This is a genomic window from Hyalangium gracile, assembly GCF_020103725.1.
Classification (GTDB): domain Bacteria; phylum Myxococcota; class Myxococcia; order Myxococcales; family Myxococcaceae; genus Hyalangium; species Hyalangium gracile.
Map to the genome: position 1 here is coordinate 75535 of NZ_JAHXBG010000004.1, position 15845 is coordinate 91379.

12 protein-coding genes are annotated in these 15845 nt (G+C 69.4%); 4 read left to right on the forward strand and 8 right to left on the reverse strand.

Features of this window, described 5'->3' with window-relative positions:
• Positions 1-10 precede the first annotated feature (10 nt).
• Positions 11-2089: a hypothetical protein gene (locus KY572_RS09225; protein WP_224242170.1), complete on the forward strand. Its 2079-nt coding sequence runs from the start codon at positions 11-13 to the stop codon at positions 2087-2089.
• A complete protein-coding gene (locus tag KY572_RS09230; RefSeq protein WP_224242171.1) occupies positions 2086-3426 on the forward strand; it encodes a hypothetical protein in 1341 nt (446 codons plus the stop codon). Before KY572_RS09225 ends, KY572_RS09230 begins: the two co-directional genes overlap by 4 nt.
• Positions 3427-3441: 15 nt before the next feature.
• Here the strand turns inward: KY572_RS09230 and cmdF are convergent, their stop codons facing one another.
• From cmdF to KY572_RS09255, 5 genes are all read right to left on the reverse strand, one after another.
• Positions 3442-5040: a tyrosine 2,3-aminomutase gene (cmdF, locus tag KY572_RS09235; protein ID WP_224242172.1), complete on the reverse strand. Its 1599-nt coding sequence runs from the start codon at positions 5038-5040 to the stop codon at positions 3442-3444.
• A 35-nt stretch (positions 5041-5075) separates the two neighbouring features.
• Positions 5076-5855 (reverse strand): aspartyl/asparaginyl beta-hydroxylase domain-containing protein, encoded by a 780-nt coding sequence (locus tag KY572_RS09240; protein WP_224242173.1) that lies wholly within the window; start codon positions 5853-5855, stop codon positions 5076-5078.
• 8 nt (positions 5856-5863) lie between these two features.
• A complete protein-coding gene (locus KY572_RS09245; protein WP_224242174.1) occupies positions 5864-6859 on the reverse strand; it encodes an MBOAT family protein in 996 nt (331 codons plus the stop codon).
• Between the two features lie 84 nt (positions 6860-6943).
• On the reverse strand, positions 6944-7546 hold the full coding sequence (locus tag KY572_RS09250; protein WP_224242175.1) for a hypothetical protein: 603 nt from the start codon (positions 7544-7546) through the stop codon (positions 6944-6946).
• A gap of 95 nt (positions 7547-7641) precedes the next feature.
• Positions 7642-9204 (reverse strand): acyl-CoA carboxylase subunit beta, encoded by a 1563-nt coding sequence (locus KY572_RS09255; RefSeq protein WP_224242537.1) that lies wholly within the window; start codon positions 9202-9204, stop codon positions 7642-7644.
• Positions 9205-9306: 102 nt separating this feature from the next.
• Here KY572_RS09255 and KY572_RS09260 point away from each other — a divergent pair, with 102 nt between their 5' ends.
• The gene (locus KY572_RS09260) at positions 9307-9693 is read left to right on the forward strand and encodes a hypothetical protein (protein WP_224242176.1); all 387 of its coding nucleotides are present in this window, start codon (positions 9307-9309) and stop codon (positions 9691-9693) included.
• Positions 9694-9790: 97 nt separating this feature from the next.
• Entirely contained in the window at positions 9791-10942 is a 1152-nt protein-coding gene (locus tag KY572_RS09265) for a site-2 protease family protein (RefSeq protein ID WP_224242177.1), read from the forward strand.
• A 25-nt stretch (positions 10943-10967) separates the two neighbouring features.
• Here KY572_RS09265 and KY572_RS09270 read toward each other — a convergent pair whose 3' ends face one another.
• The 3 genes from KY572_RS09270 to KY572_RS09280 form a co-directional block, all read right to left on the reverse strand.
• Complete coding sequence (locus tag KY572_RS09270) at positions 10968-13103, reverse strand: M4 family metallopeptidase (protein ID WP_224242178.1); 2136 nt, start codon at positions 13101-13103, stop codon at positions 10968-10970.
• Positions 13104-13322: 219 nt separating this feature from the next.
• On the reverse strand, positions 13323-14714 hold the full coding sequence (locus KY572_RS09275; RefSeq protein WP_224242179.1) for a hypothetical protein: 1392 nt from the start codon (positions 14712-14714) through the stop codon (positions 13323-13325).
• A gap of 475 nt (positions 14715-15189) precedes the next feature.
• Positions 15190-15660, reverse strand: coding sequence for a GNAT family N-acetyltransferase (locus KY572_RS09280; RefSeq protein ID WP_224242180.1), 471 nt, complete (start codon positions 15658-15660; stop codon positions 15190-15192).
• Between the last annotated feature and the right edge of the window lie 185 nt (positions 15661-15845).

Genomic DNA, 15845 nt, shown 5'->3' on the forward strand with positions numbered 1-15845 from the left:
GTGGAGGGGAGTGGGCGCGTTGTGGCTGTTGGCGTGGGTGCTGGCCATGGGCTGCGCGACGGTGCCGGCGCCGCGCGGCTCGACAGGGCTCAGCCGGCAGCGAGCGGAGCGCCGGGAGCTGGCCCTGGCGTGGGGCCTGGGGCCGCTGCCGGCAACGCGGAGGGGTGCGCAGGAGGGCGAGCAGGGGGAGGCGTCGGCCGCAGGCTGTGAGCCCGTGCCCGAGGGCTGGCCGCGGGAGGCTGACAGCGACGAGGAGCTGCTGGCGCCGCTGCTGGCCTGCCCTTCGGTGAGGGAGTACCTGGGTTTGCAGCGCGGTGTGGGGATGGCGCGGCTGGTGGAGCGGTTGGGGGACTGGAGCGCGGTGCGGCTGGGCGCGCAGGGCCCCATGGTGGACGCGAAGGCCTCGCAGGCGCTCATCGCCAAACGGGCTGCCTTCCTGCTCGAGGCGACGCGGGACTACGGCGCCCATGCCGAGGTGTTCGCCCTCTTCATCGTCCACACCAGCTTCGACGACGAGCTGGACGGGCTGTTGCGGCTGCTGGCGCGAGACAAGCAGCTGAGCCAGACGCTGGGGCGCATGGAGGCGGTGCGCCAGGAGCTGAAGCGGCGCGGCCTGAGGCTCTCCGACTACCCGGAGCGAGGCGAGCAGGGCTCGGACGTGCTGAGAGGGCTGAGGCTGGCCGCCACGGACGCGCTCAACAGCAGCCCGGTGAGCGATGGGGCGCGCTACCTGAAGATGAGCGCACGGCTCCAGCAGTTGCCGCCCGTCTACCAGCAGGCGCAGGCGGTGCTGGAACGCGAGCTGGCCGAAGAGCACTTCACCCCCGGCAACACGGCGCTGGGAGCCTTGGACCAGCTGAGCTTCGGGGTGCCGCTGGGCTTCTACCACCTGGCGGCGGGCACTGCGCACGGGCTGGGCGAGCTGGTGCAACGACAGTACGAGCAGGCCACTCGAGAGCTGGCCCCGGCGGCGTTGGTGGTGGGGCTATACGTCGGGGGCAAGGGCGCCCGGTACCTGTCGCGGACGGCGGAAGGGAGAGCACGGCTCTCGCTGCCGGAGCTGAGGCTGGTGGCGCTGCGGAGTGCGGCGTGGCAGGTGACGGAGCGCCTGGGAGTGGAGGGGGTGGGAGAGCTGGCCCGCTACGTGCGCGCCAGCCGGGAGGCGGCGGTACTCGTGGGAGCCGGGGGCGAGCGGGCCGCCGTGGCGCTGTACGAGGCGAAGGGCAACGTGGCCAGGGCGCAGGCGTGGTTGTCCGAGGCTCGCCCCGAGCGCCCGGGAGCCCTCGAGCCGAGGACTGCTCTCACGGGAGCACGGAGCGGGCTCGCCTCGCTGGTGGATGAGGCCGCCGGCCTGAGCGTGGAGGTGCTGGAGGCCAGGCTGAGGGAGGCCGAGCTGGAGGTGCAGGGCCCGCGCCTGCCGGCGACCGTGGCCCTGTTGAGGAAGCTGCACGCCACGCTCTCCGCGCCGCCGCCGGGAGTGCCCGAGGGCTACGCGCTCTGGGAGGACTACCGCGCCTACCGCCAGGCACGGCTCAAGGAGCTGGAGCAGGGCCAGACGACGAGAGGGCCACTACGCTGGGAAGCGTACCAGCGGCTGCGCGGGACGTTTGCCCGGGGGCTGGCCTTCGAGCGCGCCATGGTGGAAGTGCTGCGCGGGGATGCCCGCCTGCCGCGGGCGCAGCGCCAGTGGCTCCAGGACTTCCACCAGCCGCGCATCGAGACACATGTGGGCGTGTCCAAGCCGGATGCGCCTGGCATCCGTTATGTGGATGTGCTCGTCATCGAGGAGCGGCCCTCCGCTGGCCAGTCTCCTCGCGTGGAGACCTTCAGCTTCAAGAGCCGCTACCTCAAGTCGTTGCAACGCGACTCTCTACGTAACCAGGTCCGCACGGATGCCCAGGCGGCCCTGGACTCCTACGGGGGGACGGTGGACATTCGGCGGCCTTCGCTCCAGCAAACTGCAGGGGTGCAGCGCGTTCACCTCGTCTACGAGGGTGGAGAACTCTTGCCGATGGAGTCCAAGGATTTGAGAACGGCCGTGAGTGAAGCCAAGGCGAAAGTCCAAGGAGTCGAGGTGCGGTTTCAATGACGGTTCGAGCGATGCAAGACCTGGAGTCGGAGGACAGCCTCGATCTCTACTGGAAAGGGTCTTTCGATCCCCAGATGGAGATCGAGCGCGCTTTGACACCTTTCTTCGAGGTACTCGAGAAGTACGCCGGGGAGTGGGTGCCGGACTTCGTCAAGGGCAAGCGCCGCCGTAAGTACAGCCGCGCCGCTGTCTGGAAGGCACTGGAGGAGCGCCTGGACAAGTACGGTTCGGGCTGTGGGCTGTTTCACACGACGTACCCCTTGTTGGACATGGCGCTCAGCTTCGGGCTCCAACAGTCCCCTCGCGTGTTGAGTGTCAGTCTGGGAGTGCAACCGCTCACCTTCTTCAACGAGGAGGAGCGCTGCCGACGGCTCGTGGAGCTGGTGCGTGCCTGGTCCTCCCACTACCCCGTGCCCCATGCCACGGCCCACAGCGGGGCGGATGAGCACCTGGCGGGCGCTCCCAACTACGGCAGGGACGACAGGACCATGTACCGGGACGGGTTCGACAAGATCTACGAGGTGTGCTGGCTGAACGTGTTCGGGCCCCAGCTGGTGGAGACGGTGGGGCGCGAGCGGATGCTGTCCACTCCGGCCCACCGGGTGGAGGAGCTGCCCAACGGCTCCATCCTCCTGGTGACATGGCCCACCGCCGCCGACTTCACCCGCGAGGAAGCCCGGCAGGCCCAGGCGCGCGCTCTCGTCCACCTGCGCCCGGAGCTGGACTACGACACCGTGCTGCGCTCCCTGCACGAGCGCAACGCCGCCCTCGTCCCCGTGGAGCCGCGCTTCTCCCCGGAGGTGGCCCCCTTGTTCTCGCGGCTGGTGGCGCACAGGGGCGTGGCCACGCGCCAGCGGATGATTGCCGAGCTCAACGCCCACCCGCCCCCCGAGCCGGAGGAGTGGCTGCCCGCGAGCGCCGCCCTGCCTTCGGACGTGCCGGATATCCAGGCCGCGCTGGAGCACTACTCCCTGCTGGCCGAGTACATGGTGGCCATGCGGCACGTCGAGGTGCCCTCTCTCTTCAAGGAGAGTCCCGAGTCCCTCACCGACCTGGACTTCCACTTCTGGCTGGAGGACTTCCCTCGCATCTTCGAGCGCGAGCTCATCGACCAGCGCGCGGTGCCTGGAGTGGGCGCCTACCTGGGGCAGGTGCTGGTGCGCCACCTGGGCGGGCAGTGGATTCCACGCAAGAAGCTGGAGGAGGCCCAGGTGCGTGTGGGCCAACGGGTATGGCTGCCCTTCGTGCGCGCCTACAAGTACCTGCGCTCACGCCAGGCCCTGCTGGACTTCTCCCTCACCCAGCTCTACCGCGTCGCCGAGCGCCACCGGAGCTGAGCCGGCCCCAGGACACTAGGCGCAGCCCACCAGCTCGAGGCCCGCGTTGCGCTGCTCGCGCAGGAGGGTTCCCGCAGCGAGCAGATCTCGCACGCCGTAGAGCTCGTCGCTCATGTAGCGGTCGGCCTCCAGCATCGGCACGCGGGCCCGCAGCGTCTCGTAGGTGGTCCTCCCCGCCTTGCCGAGCTGGTCCCGCACGCCCAGCAGATCCACCGCCTGGGCCGCCGCCAGCGCCTCCACCGCGAGGATGTAATAGTTGTTCTCCAGGATCCGCCGCGCGTTGCGCGCCGAGATCAGCCCCATGCTCACCACGTCCTGGTTGTCTCCGTTGGACGGGATGCTCTGGATGCTCGCGGGCGTGGCCGTAACGCGGTTCTCCGCCACCAGCGCCGTCGCCGGGTACTGCGCGCCGGCGAAGCCGCAGTTCAACCCCGGGTTGCTCTTCACCAGGAACTCCGGCAGTCCCCCGCTCAGGTGTTGGTTGAGCAGCCGGTTGGTGCGGCGCTCCGACATCACCCCCAGCTGCGTGAGCGCGATGGACGTGAAGTCCATGACGAACGCGATGGGCTGCCCGTGGAAGTTGCCGCCGTGGAACACCTCGCGGTCCTCGATGAACAGCGGGTTGTCGTTGGCGCTGTTGAGCTCCACCGTGAGCGTCTTGTGGGTGTGCGCCAGCGTGTCGCGCACCGCCCCCAGCACCTGGGGCACGCACCGCAGCGTATACGCCTTCTGGAGGTACACCTCCGTGCGGGTAGCGCCAGCTCCCTGGCTCCGCTGGGCGTCCAGCTCCTCCCGAAGCTGCTGGTGGGACGGGATGAGCCGGCTGCCGGCCAGCAGCTGGCGCAGGTTGAACGCGCAGTCGATCTGTCCCTTGTGCGGACGCGCCAGCTCATGCCCCTCGGGCTGGAAGGCGCTCGACGAGGCGCGCAGCACCTCCAGCGCCAGCCCGGTGATGATCTCGGCCTGCAGCAGCTGCTCGGAGGCCTGGTGCGCGATGAGGCTGCCTACGCCCGTCATCGCCGACGTGCCGTTGATGAGCCCCAGCCCCTCCTTGAACTTGAGCTGCAGCGGCTCCAGGCCCCGCTTCGCCAGCACCTCCCGGGTGGGCACCTTCTCGCCCTTCTCACCGAACACGTACCCCTCGCCGATGAGCGTCACCGCCATGTGCGCCAGCGGCCCCAGGTCCCCGCTCGCGCCCAGCGAGCCCACCGCCGGAATCACCGGCACGATGTCCTCGTTGAGGTAGAGCGCCAGCCGCTCCACGAGCTCCTGCCGGACCGCCGAGAACCCCCGGCACAGCGCGTTCAGCCGCGCCGCCATGATGGCCCGGGACTCCTCTCGCGTCAGCGCCGCTCCCACGCCGGCGGCGTGGCTCCGCACCAGGTTGGTCTGCAGCTCGCTCTCGTGCCGGTTGTCGACCAGCACGTACACCATCTCGCCGTAGCCGGTCGTCACCCCGTAGATGGGGACGTTCTCCCGAGCCAGCCGCTCCAGGTGCTCCCGGCTCCGGCGGATCCGTGTCACGGCCTCGGCGGGGATCTCCACCTTCCGGGCCTGCACGGCCACGTCATACACATCCAGCGGGCGCAGCGTGTGTCCATCAACGACAACCATGGTGCTCACTTCTTTCGTCTCGGTGGGGCCAGAGGTCAGGCCTGGGCGCTGCTGAGCAGATCCCGGAACTGGATGAGGGTGCTCACTTCGATCTGCGTCAGGTCCGGGTGCCAGACGTCCAGGAGCAGGATGACGCGCAGCCGCTCACTCCGGTTCCACACCTCGTGCTCGTAGGTGTCGTCGAAGAGCAGGCACTTGCCCTCCTCCCAGGTGCGCACCTCGTCCGCCACGCGGATGGCGCAGTCCGGCGGGACGATGAGCCCCAGGTGGCACGTCAGCTTCGCGTTGAACTCGCTGCAGTGCGGGCGGATGTAGCCCTTCGGCGCCAGGCTGGCGAACATCGCCTCGCCCGCCACCGGCAGCTGCTGGATGAGCTGCGTCGTCTTCGGGCAGCGGGCCTGGTTCTCCGGGAAGTCGATCCGGATCTTCGTCCCGCTCCCGGCCCGGTAGAAGTAGAACTCCTTCCAGCCCTGCTTCTCGAAGTCCGTCCGGTCATAGAACTCCTCGAACCCGCGGCCCACCCGCAGCGCGCTCTCCAGCTCCTCCCGCACCATGGAGAAGGACTGCTCGAGCCGCGGCACCCAGGACAGCCTCGAGGTGTCGTGCCAGGGCCGCGCCGTCAGCCCCGGGAAGTAGTTGCGGCTGACCTTGCCGTTCATCTGCCGCGGATCCGCGGCCACCGGCGTCCGCATCCCCAGCATGTTCTGGACGAACTCCTCCACGCGCTCCAACTCCGCGGCCTTGTAGCGCTGCCGCGCCTGCGACATGACGTGCTCGAGGGCCATGGCGAACTGCTTGAGTGTCTCGGCGTCCATTCCACTCCTCACTCGGAAAGTCCTGGGGTCATAGAGGCTCCGTGGGGGAGCCGTCCAGCCCACGAAAGTTCGCGCTCGCGCAGAGGCGCGTACATGAGCGCAGCCCCGCCCCACGTGTCGACGATCCGCAGCACCGGCTCGACGAAGAGGGGAGAGCTGACGAGCAGCAGGCCCAGGGTCCACGCCCGGGCGAGCGGGGCGGGCCAGCGCGCCACTCCCAGCGCCCGCTCCGCCCACAGCAGCGGTAGCTGCAGCAGGAAGAAGGCGCCCATCACCCCGGCCCAGAACAGCCCCACCGCCGGCAGCATGAAGCCGAAGTGGAACAGGGCGCTGAAGAGGAAGGCCAGCCCCAGCCCCAGCTCCGTGTAGCCCCGGCGCGCCACGGGGGCGAAGAAGGTCTGCTTGAGGAAGCGGTGCACCACCCGGTTCCAGCGGCGGCTCCAGAACTCGGTGATCGTCCGCGCGCGGATCGGATCGTCATGGAGCGGCCGGGGGTCGATGCCGAGGGCACCGTAGAAGAGGAGCACCAGGGAGACGACGACCTCCACGGCCGTGTACACGAACAGGACGCCGCAGGCCCAGCGGACCGCGAGCCGGGCCGCGCCCGAGAGCAGCTCACTGCCGAGCGAGACGCCCGCCCACCCGGCGACCACCAGCGGCCCGCAGAGCAGCAGCCGGCTCAGCGCGGACCTGTCCACGGTGGGAGCGATGCGCCGGACACGGAGCGTGTCCACCAGGCCCACGGCGTGCCAGAGGCGACGGCCCACGGGCACCGGCCGCGGCTCCCGGACGAGCTCCACGGTGCGGGCGGTGAACCACAGGCTGACCAGCGCCACGACGGCTCGGAAGGTGGGGTACTCGGCGGGCGCCAGCCAGGGGATGGGGAGGCCTGCCCCGACGACGAGCAGCGCGGCGCCTCGCCGCCAGGACGGGCCCTTCGCCAGCAGCGCCGCCAGCAGCGCCGCCGCGTAGACCAGCCCCACGTAGAGGACGAGGAGCAGCACCCGGTGAATCTACCACGCGGGTGATGCGCGCTCTCGTCGACTTTTCCTCAGGGTGCGGCGGGGAGCGCCGCGTCAAACCACAGGCTACTTGCGCGTGGCGCTCAGGTAGCGCTCCATCAGGACGCGCGCCTCGCTCAGCTTCGCCTCGACGAAGCGATCCTCCTCGTCCGGCTCCGGGGGGGCGGGCGGCGCCTCGGCCGCTCCCTTGCCGTCCTCACCGAAGTCCACCGCCGCCGCCAGCAGGTTGCGCGCGGGGTTGTTGCCCAGCAGTCGAGCGAGCACCGTCGTCTCCACCTCCAGCCACTTGGCCGCCTGGCGCAGCACGTCGAGGAACTCGCCCTCCAGCATCTTCGAGGGCCGCCCCGGGCCGCCCACGCACACCCGCGCGTAGCTGTTGGCGCGGTCGGCGAACAGGCCCACGGCGCGATCCCGGAAGTCCTGCGCCAGCGCCTGCGTCAGCTTGTCCAGGTGCTCCTCCAGGTGGCTCTCCCGCGGCTTGCGCCCCGTGGGCAGCGTCACCTCGGCCACGTGCCAGCCCGCATCCGCCAGCGCGTTGTGGCTCTGCGTCCACTTCACTTCTGGCATGGACTGACCGAGCTCCTCACATACCCGTCGCAACGTCTGGCGCAGGGCGGTGAGGTTTCCTTCGACGTCGGACAGGAACAGGATGAGGCGCGGGTGGGACAAGAGATCTCCTTGAGGTGAGCACCCTACAAAGCTCAAGCGCCGCCCGAGAATTTCCCGGACGGCGCGTGCCTGCCTGCTTGCTGTAGCTTCGCGGCCTAGAGCGGAATGTTTCCGTGCTTGCGCGGCAGGTTCTCCTGGCGCTTGTCCTTGAGCATCTCCAGCGCGCGGATCACCTTGGCGCGCGTCTGCTCGGGGCGGATCACCTCGTCGATGTAGCCCAGCTCCGCCGCCTTGAAGGGGTTGGCGAACTTCTCCCGGTACTCGTTCACCAGGCGCGCGCGCTCCCCCTGCGCGTCCTTGGTGCTGCCCAGCTCGTTGCGGAAGATGATGTTCACCGCGCCCTCGGGCCCCATCACGGCGATCTCTCCGGTGGGGTAGGCGTAGTTGATGTCCGCGCGGATGTGCTTGGACGCCATCACGTCATACGCCCCGCCGTAGGCCTTGCGGGTGATGATGGTCACCTTGGGCACCGTGGCCTCGGCGAAGGCATACAGCAGCTTGGCGCCGTGGGTGATGATGCCGCCCCACTCCTGGTCCGTGCCCGGCAGGAAGCCCGGCACGTCCACGAACGTCACCAGGGGGATGTTGAAGCAGTCGCAGAAGCGCACGAAGCGCGCCGCCTTCACGCTGGCATCGATGTCCAGGCACCCGGCCAGCACCGCCGGCTGGTTGGCCACGATGCCCACCGGGCGCCCGTTCATCCGCGCGAAGCCCACGACGATGTTCTTCGCGTAGTGCTCCTGCACCTCGAAGAAGTGCTTGTTGTCCACCACCGCGCGGATGATGTCCTTGATGTCGTAGGGCTTGTTCGGGTTGGACGGGACGATGTCCTTCAGGCTGTCCTCGGCCCGGAACGGATCGTCGTCACACGGCACGACGGGCGGATCCTCCTGGTTGTTGGAGGGCAGGAAGGACAAGAGCTCGCGCGTCATCAGGATGGCGGCCTGCTCATTCTCCGCGGCGAAGTGCGCCACGCCCGACTTCTGGTTGTGCGTGAGCGCGCCGCCCAGCGCCTCCTTCGTCACCTCCTCGTGCGTCACCGTCTTGATGACGTCCGGGCCGGTGATGAACATGTAGGAGGTGTCCTTCACCATGAGGATGAAGTCCGTGATGGCCGGCGAGTACACCGCGCCGCCCGCGCATGGGCCCATGATGAGCGACAGCTGCGGCACCACGCCCGAGGCCAGGGTGTTGCGCAGGAAGATGTCCGCGTAGCCGGCCAGGCTCTCCACGCCCTCCTGGATGCGCGCGCCGCCCGAGTCGTTCAGGCCGATGACGGGTGCGCCCACCCGCGTGGCCATGTCCATGATCTTGCAGATCTTCTGCGCGTAGGCGCCCGACAGCGAGCCGCCGAACACGGTGAAGTCCTGCGCGAAGACGAACACCTGGCGGCCCTCCACCGTGCCGTAGCCGGTGACGACGCCGTCGCCGAGGATCTTCTTGTCCCCCATGCCGAAGTCGTTCGAGCGGTGGGTGACGAACTTGTCCAGCTCGCAGAAGGAGCCGGGATCCAACAGCAGATCGATGCGCTCGCGCGCGGTGAGCTTGCCGGCCTCGTGCTGCTTGGCGATGCGGTCGGCGCCGCCGCCCAGCTCGGCCTGCTTCTCCATCTGCTCGAGCCGTGCGCGAAGTGGGTCCTTCTCGGGGGTTCCGTCCATGGGCATGAAGCGCCGTCTAGCACGATGGACAACAGGCTTCTACCGAGAGTGAGGGTTGCTCTTGGGGGCTTATTGGCACAGGGAGTATCACCCGGAGACACCATGAGCCTGAAGGACTCGGAGACCGCCGCGCTGCTCGAGACGTTCGAACGCTTGCCAGAGCTGCTCGCGCTGGCCCGGAGCGAGGAGGAGCGCAGCGGGGGAGACCGCCACGCCATCCAGGAGCGGCTGGCTCGCGAGCACCGCGAGCACTTGCGCCCCTTCGTCCTGGCCATGCCCATGCGCCACCGGGAGCACTGCGCCTCGGGGGAGCACCAGTTCGGCGCCGTCCGGTACGAGCTGATCGTCCCCCAGGGCCGAGGCCTCTTCGGCCCGCGTGAGCTGTCGGTGAGGTTCTCCGAGGTGGACCTGCACGAGGCCCGCGAGCATGGGGCCGCGCTCCCGCCCGAGCTGGCGGACGTGCTCCGGGAGCTGCCTCCCTCTCGCTAGGAGAGCCGGCGGCCAGGGAGGCCCTCCTCCGTCACGTGCTTCCCTCCCTGGCGGGACGGAACTTTTCCGTGTGCCAGGGTTCTCCAAGGAGGCGGTGATGCGCGGCAGGCGTGGGTCGTTCCAGATGGGCTCGTTCCGGGGCATCCCCATCCGGATCCACTTCTCCCTGCTCCTCGTGCTGCCGCTGCTCGCCTTCCTGTTCGGAGGCGTCTTCCGGCAGGCGGCGGCCGTCGCGAAGGTTCCCCCGGAGGCCGTGGGGGGCGCGCCCGTGCTCTGGGGCCTGGCGGTGGCGGTGGGGCTGTTCGCCTCGGTGCTGCTCCACGAGATGGCCCACGTCGTCTACGCCCTGCGCGCCGGTGGCCAGGTGCGCTCCATCACGCTGATGATCGTCGGCGGAGTCTCCGAGGTGACGGAGATGCCTCGGCGCTCCCGCGACGAGGTGCTGATGGCGCTCGTCGGCCCGCTCACGAGCCTGGGGCTCGGCGGCCTGTTCCTGCTGGCGGCATGGCTCCTGCCCCAGCCCGGCTCCTTCAGCCCGAGGTTCGCGCTCACCTACGTGGGCAGCCTCAACCTCTTCCTGGGCGCCTTCAACCTGGTGCCCGCCTTCCCCATGGATGGCGGCCGCATCCTGCGCGGACTGCTGGTGGGGCGCATGGGGATGGTGCGCGCCACGCGCACGGCCGCCTGGGTGGGCAAGGGCTGCGCGGTGCTCTTCCTCGGGGTGGGGCTGTTCACCTTCAACCCCTTCCTCGCCTTCATCGCCTTCATGGTCTACACCGGCGCCGAGGGCGAGGCCCGCCAGGTGCTGCTCCGCGAGGTGTTCGAGAAGCTCCACGTGGAGCAGGTGATGACGCCCCGGTTCCACGGGGTGGAAGTGGACGCCACGCTGGAGGACGCCCGGGGAGATATCCGCCGCGCGAGGCGGCCCGCGCTGCCCGCCACCGAGCAGGATCGTCCCGTGGGCTGGGTGGTGCTCGAGGACGTGCTCCAGGTGCCCGAGGCGGAGCGCTCGCGCCGCACCGTCCGCGAGCAGGTGCGGCCCGCGGTGGTGGTGAGCCCGGAGGACAACGTGTGGGTCGCCATTCGAAAGATGGCGGAAGCACAACCGCCCCTGCTCCTGGTGCTGGAGCGGGGGCGGCTGGTGGGAACCGTGGACGGTGATGACCTCAACGCGGCGATGGCGCTGCACCTGTCCTCCGGAGAGGACACGAGGCGCTGGCCGCGCTGGCGTCAGGAGCGCCCGGCCTGACGCCAGCCTGGGCTGGAGACGCTGACTACTTGGTCTCCACGCCGACGGCGCTCCAGGCCTCCTTCACCTTCGCCACCTCGGTGGAGTTGGCGCCGTACAGGTCCGTGGCCGCCTTGATGGTGGCGTCACGCGCCTGGGCGAACGTGGTGCGCGGCGTCATGTAGGTGGTCAGCGCGCGGCCGAAGATCTTCAGGCTCTTCTCCATGCCCACGCCGTCCTTCACCTCCTGGCCGGAGGTGCGGTTGGTGCCGCCCTGGGACAGCAGGTAGAAGGCGTTGTTGGCGATGCCGCTGGAGCCGTGGACCTCGGTCTGCTTCGGGTAGTTCTTGTAGTGGTCCACCGAGTAGCCGTCGGCCGTCGGATCGTTCATGTAGCGCAGGGCGTCGTTCGGGTCGCCGTTGGTCGGCGTCCAGGCGTCCTCGCCCACCGCGAAGTCGAACTTCACCGCCTGGTTCTTCTGGCTGGCGTACCACTCCACGCCGGTGCCCATGATGTCGCTGAAGGCCTCGTTCAGGCCGCCGGACTCACCGCTGTAGATGAGGCCCGCGGTGCGCTCGGTGAGGCCGTGGGTGATCTCGTGGCCGGCGATGTCCAGCGTGGTCAGCGGGCCCGCGTCGCGCCCGTTGCCGTCGCCGTAGTTCATCTGCGTGCCGTCCCAGAAGGCGTTCACGTAGTTCTTGCTGATGTGGACGTTGGACACCAGCTTCTCGCCCTTGCCGTCCAGCGAGTCGCGGCCGAGGATGTCCTTGTAGAAGTCGTACGTCATCTGCGCGCCGTAGTGCGCGTCCACCGCCGCCTTGGTGCGCGCGTCATCGCCCGCCTCGCCCCAGGTGTTGTTGGCGTCCTTGAAGGGGGTGGTGCTGGTGGGGCGCTCCTTGTTGTTCGCGTCCTGCGTCACCACGCCCTTGCCACGCGTGCCGTCCTCCAGGCTGTAGGTGCCGTCCGCGTTCTGCTTGGTGGAGAGGTCCACCTTGCCGCTGTACAGCGAGGTGTCGTCGCCCGTGCCCGTCGGCGGGTTGGTGGGCGGCTCGCCCGGCTTGGCGGTGGCCGTCAGGCTCCAGCTCTTCAGGGTGCCCGTGTCGCGCTTGGCCTTGTCCTCCACGGTGAGCGTCCACTCGCCCTGGGTCTTCTCGCCGGCGAACTCGGACAGGTCGAAGCTGCCCTTGAGGTCGTCCGCGCTGCCGCCCTTGCGGTCGCTGATGGTGGCCGACTTGCCCGAGGGGCTGGTCAGCTTCACCACCAGGTCACCCCGGTAGGTGTGGGCCAGGTCCAGGTCCAGCTTCAGCTTGTCGATGGTGACGTCCTCGGGGAGGTTGATCTTCGAGGTGGTCGTCGCCAGGTCCTGGATGGCCGCGTTCGGCGAGGCGGTGCCCGTCACCGTCGGCGGGGTGGTGTTGTTGCGCGCCGGCAGCTCGATGCCGCCGATCTGGTTGAACTGCTCGTGTATCTTCCCGGTCTCGCCGTCGATGAGGTAGTTCATCCGGCGGGGGTGGTCTTCGGTGCTGGTGGTGTTGGTCAGCTCCGCGCGGTAGCCGGAGTGGTACTTGCCCTCGGCGTCCTGGAAGATGACGCGCTCGAGCGTGGGGGCGCGGTCCGTCTTGCCGGCGAACTCCTTCTGCGCGATGGCCAGCGCGTCCTTGGCGGACAGCTTCGGCTCCTGCTTGCCCAGGCCCTCGGGGATGACCGAGGCCTCGCCCGTGACGCTGTCCATCTTGCCTTCACGGTCCAGGTGGCCAATCACCTGCTCGCCGAACACCTTGATGCCCTCGTGCACGCGGTCCATGCGCACGTGCGTCATGCCCAGCTCGTCCCGCTCGATGGTGCGCGGGGTGAAGGCCTTGGCCGCGTCCAGCCCGGGCTGCGAGCCACCGCGCATCAGCGCCGAGGCGGAGCCCTGCTGCTGGTTGAGGTAGTTCAGCGTCGTCTGGACGGCGGCCTGGCCCTCCTTGCTGCTGGGCGACAGCGGGCCGGGCAGGGGCACCTCGCGAGCCGCCGCGCCAGTCAGGTTCGTCAGCGCCTTGGTGGCGGGGGTGAAGCCGGACTTCTGCGCGGCCGCGGCGGGGTTCTGCGCGGCGTTGGGCTTCACCTGGTTGGGCTGCTTCGTCTCGGTGGCGCGGGTGGTGGGGAGGACGGGAGTCTGATCAAGGCGGCGGATCGTCACGGAAGACCTCGGGAACTTGTGGGGGATGCAGCGTGAGGGACACCCGGATTATCGGCGTGGGGTGAAAGGTGTTGCTTCGTGCGATTAAATAGGTGGAGGTAGGTGTGAGTAGCTGCCGAACCTACCGGTTTTCCTGGAGTTTGAGAGGACGGCCTCCGTGCCTTTCCAGCCAAGGCGCAGTTTTCCGGGATGCTAGCACTTCTGGCGGATTTCCACCTTCTAAGGGGCGGGTTTTGCGCCCGAGGCCGGCATCGTCCAGGTGAGGGAGAAGCGGTGGCCTCCGCCCGGAGCGCTGTCGAGCCACCCGCTGAGGCGCTCGCTGTTGGAGAGCAGCGGGCCCACCTCGGCGCTCATGGCGAAGAGGCCGGCGAGCTGCTGGTTGGACATGATGTCCAGCAGCGACACCTGGGAGAGGGCCCGGGCCGCGCGCTTCGGGTCGGCGGTGAAGTCCACGGCGTGGGGCAGCTTCGCGCTCTTGTCGGAGAGCGCGTCGAGCAGGCTCTTCACCACCGCCTCGTCATTGCCCACCACGAGGTGCTTGCCCTTCTGGCGGACGAGGACGGTGCCGCCCTTGAGCGCCAGCGCGTAGCCGTCCTCCAGGGCCTGGGCGCCGGGGAAGCCGGCCAGGGGGGAGAGGGCGGCCTTCACCTTGGAGGGGTCCTTCACCTCGGCGGCCACCACCTGGCGCGGGGCGAAGAAGCGACCCTCGGGGGTGCGCAGCGAGGCCTTCACCTGCACGTTGTCCACGAGCACCAGCAGGTGGCCGGTGAGCTGCTGCGTCACCGCCTGCGTCACGGTGTTGATCTGCTCGGGCGGGCACGCGGCGCACAGCTGCTGGATGCTCCAGCGCACCGAGCCCACCGCCTGGGAGAGCCCGGCGGGGGCCACCTGCGCGCGGCTGAAGAGGAGCCCGGGCTGCGTCATGGCGCCATAGGGGCTGGCGCTCGCGGACTGGAAGGGGGGCAGGGGGAGCTGGGTGGCGGTGCCCTCCACCTGGAGGCCGTCGGCGGTGCCGTCCAGGCCCACCACCATGCGCGAGCCCTGGAGGACGAAGACGGAGCCGGGCAGCTTGCCGAGCCGCGCGTCCGGCGCGGGGGCCTTGCCCATGAGCTTCACGGTCTCCTTGAGCAGGTCGTCATCGTCATAGAGGGTGGCGAAGGAGCAGACGTCCTGGCCCTTGAGGACGTAGCCGGCGCGGCCGGTGCCTCGGGGGGCGCTGGCCGTGGTCAGGCCCTTGGAGACATTGCTCTTCACCTCGCCGCCGGTGGCCAGGGCCTCGTTGGCCTTGGCCTGGAAGGCCTTGGCGTCGGTCAGCCGGACGCAGGAGACCTTGCTGCGGGTGATGAAGGAGAGGGTGGCGGGCGCGGTGGCGTCGATGCCCACGGCCGAGAGGGACTCGGGGCGCATCGGGTCCAGCGAGAGGAAGGGGTGGAACTCGGGGCTCCAGGTGGAGGGGCGCGCCAGGGCGGCGTAGGTGCCGGCGCGCGACATGAAGCCATGGAGGCCGGAGAGCTTGTCCAGCTGGGGAATGTGGATGACGGTGTTCGCCGAGGGCGCGGCGCGAGGCGCGGGCGCCGCCGCGAGGGTGGTGGCCAGGAGGAGCGAGAGCATGGCCCCAGGTGAGAGCAGCCGTGCTCCCACCCTGTCAAGCGCGTCACGGCGCCGACAACTCCGGCTGACATGCATAGGACCGGTCCGGTCTGTGCTGCCTGCACACCTAGCCCTCGACGCAAGGATGCGGCTTCCCCGGCTCGCAAGGCCTCGCGGACAAGGAGTCTGCTGGCACTGGGGCCGTACACCTCCGCCCTCACACGTGGGCAGGCATACCGGCTCCGGCTCCGTATTCGCGCAGAAGAAGCCTGTGGGACATGCCTCTGCCCCCTCCGACTGGCAGGGCCGGGCACACCACCCTTCATGAGTACCCTGCCGCCTGGCGCGCACCTCGGTGACACAGCCGAGAGGGGGCTCACACTCCGGACGGCCTTGTTGACCCTGTCCGCGAGGACGACGGCGTGCTTGCCGTCGGGCGTGTAGCGGAACTTCGCGTCCTCGCTCGCGGGGATCTTGCTTGCAGTGTGAAAGCTGTTCACTGCCGCGCCGGGTGGAGATTCATGCGCATCAGGACGGCCTGCCCGAAGCGCGTGGGCGTCTCGCCGATCCGCTCGAAGCCGCACCGTGCATAGAAGCCCTCGGCGCGCGGACTGGCGATGACATGCAGGGCGCGCACCCCAGTCTCTCTCGAGCGAGACACGGCATGCTCCACGAGTTGTCGGCCTATGCCCTGGCCCCACGCCTCTGGCTCGACGAACAGACCGTCGAGCTCCGCACCGCCGTCCTCGCGCGGCAGGACCACCGAGAACCCCAGCACGCGGCCGTCCGCCTCCGCCACGGTCACCTGCCCGGCCTCGAGCTGTGCCCGTGGCAGTTCGATGGCCTCGGGGTGGGCGAGCAGGGCTTCTCGATAGTCGTCCCCCGCCAGAGAGGCGCGGCGTTGCACATCCTCCAGCGCCAGACGCTCATCCGGGCGTGCGGTACGCAGGGCGATGCGAGGGTTCATCAGAGCTCTCTCCCTTTCGGACGAGGGCCTACGGTAGCTCAGTCGCCTCGGGTCGGAGGTGGCAGGGAAGAACCGCGTCGAACCCGGCCGGACGTGCCGTGAACTGGTATGACAAGCATACCAGTAGCTGGCGCTCTGGCCCGGCACAGGCACCTCCTCGGGGGAGGCGGTGGGGCTCAGGCTTG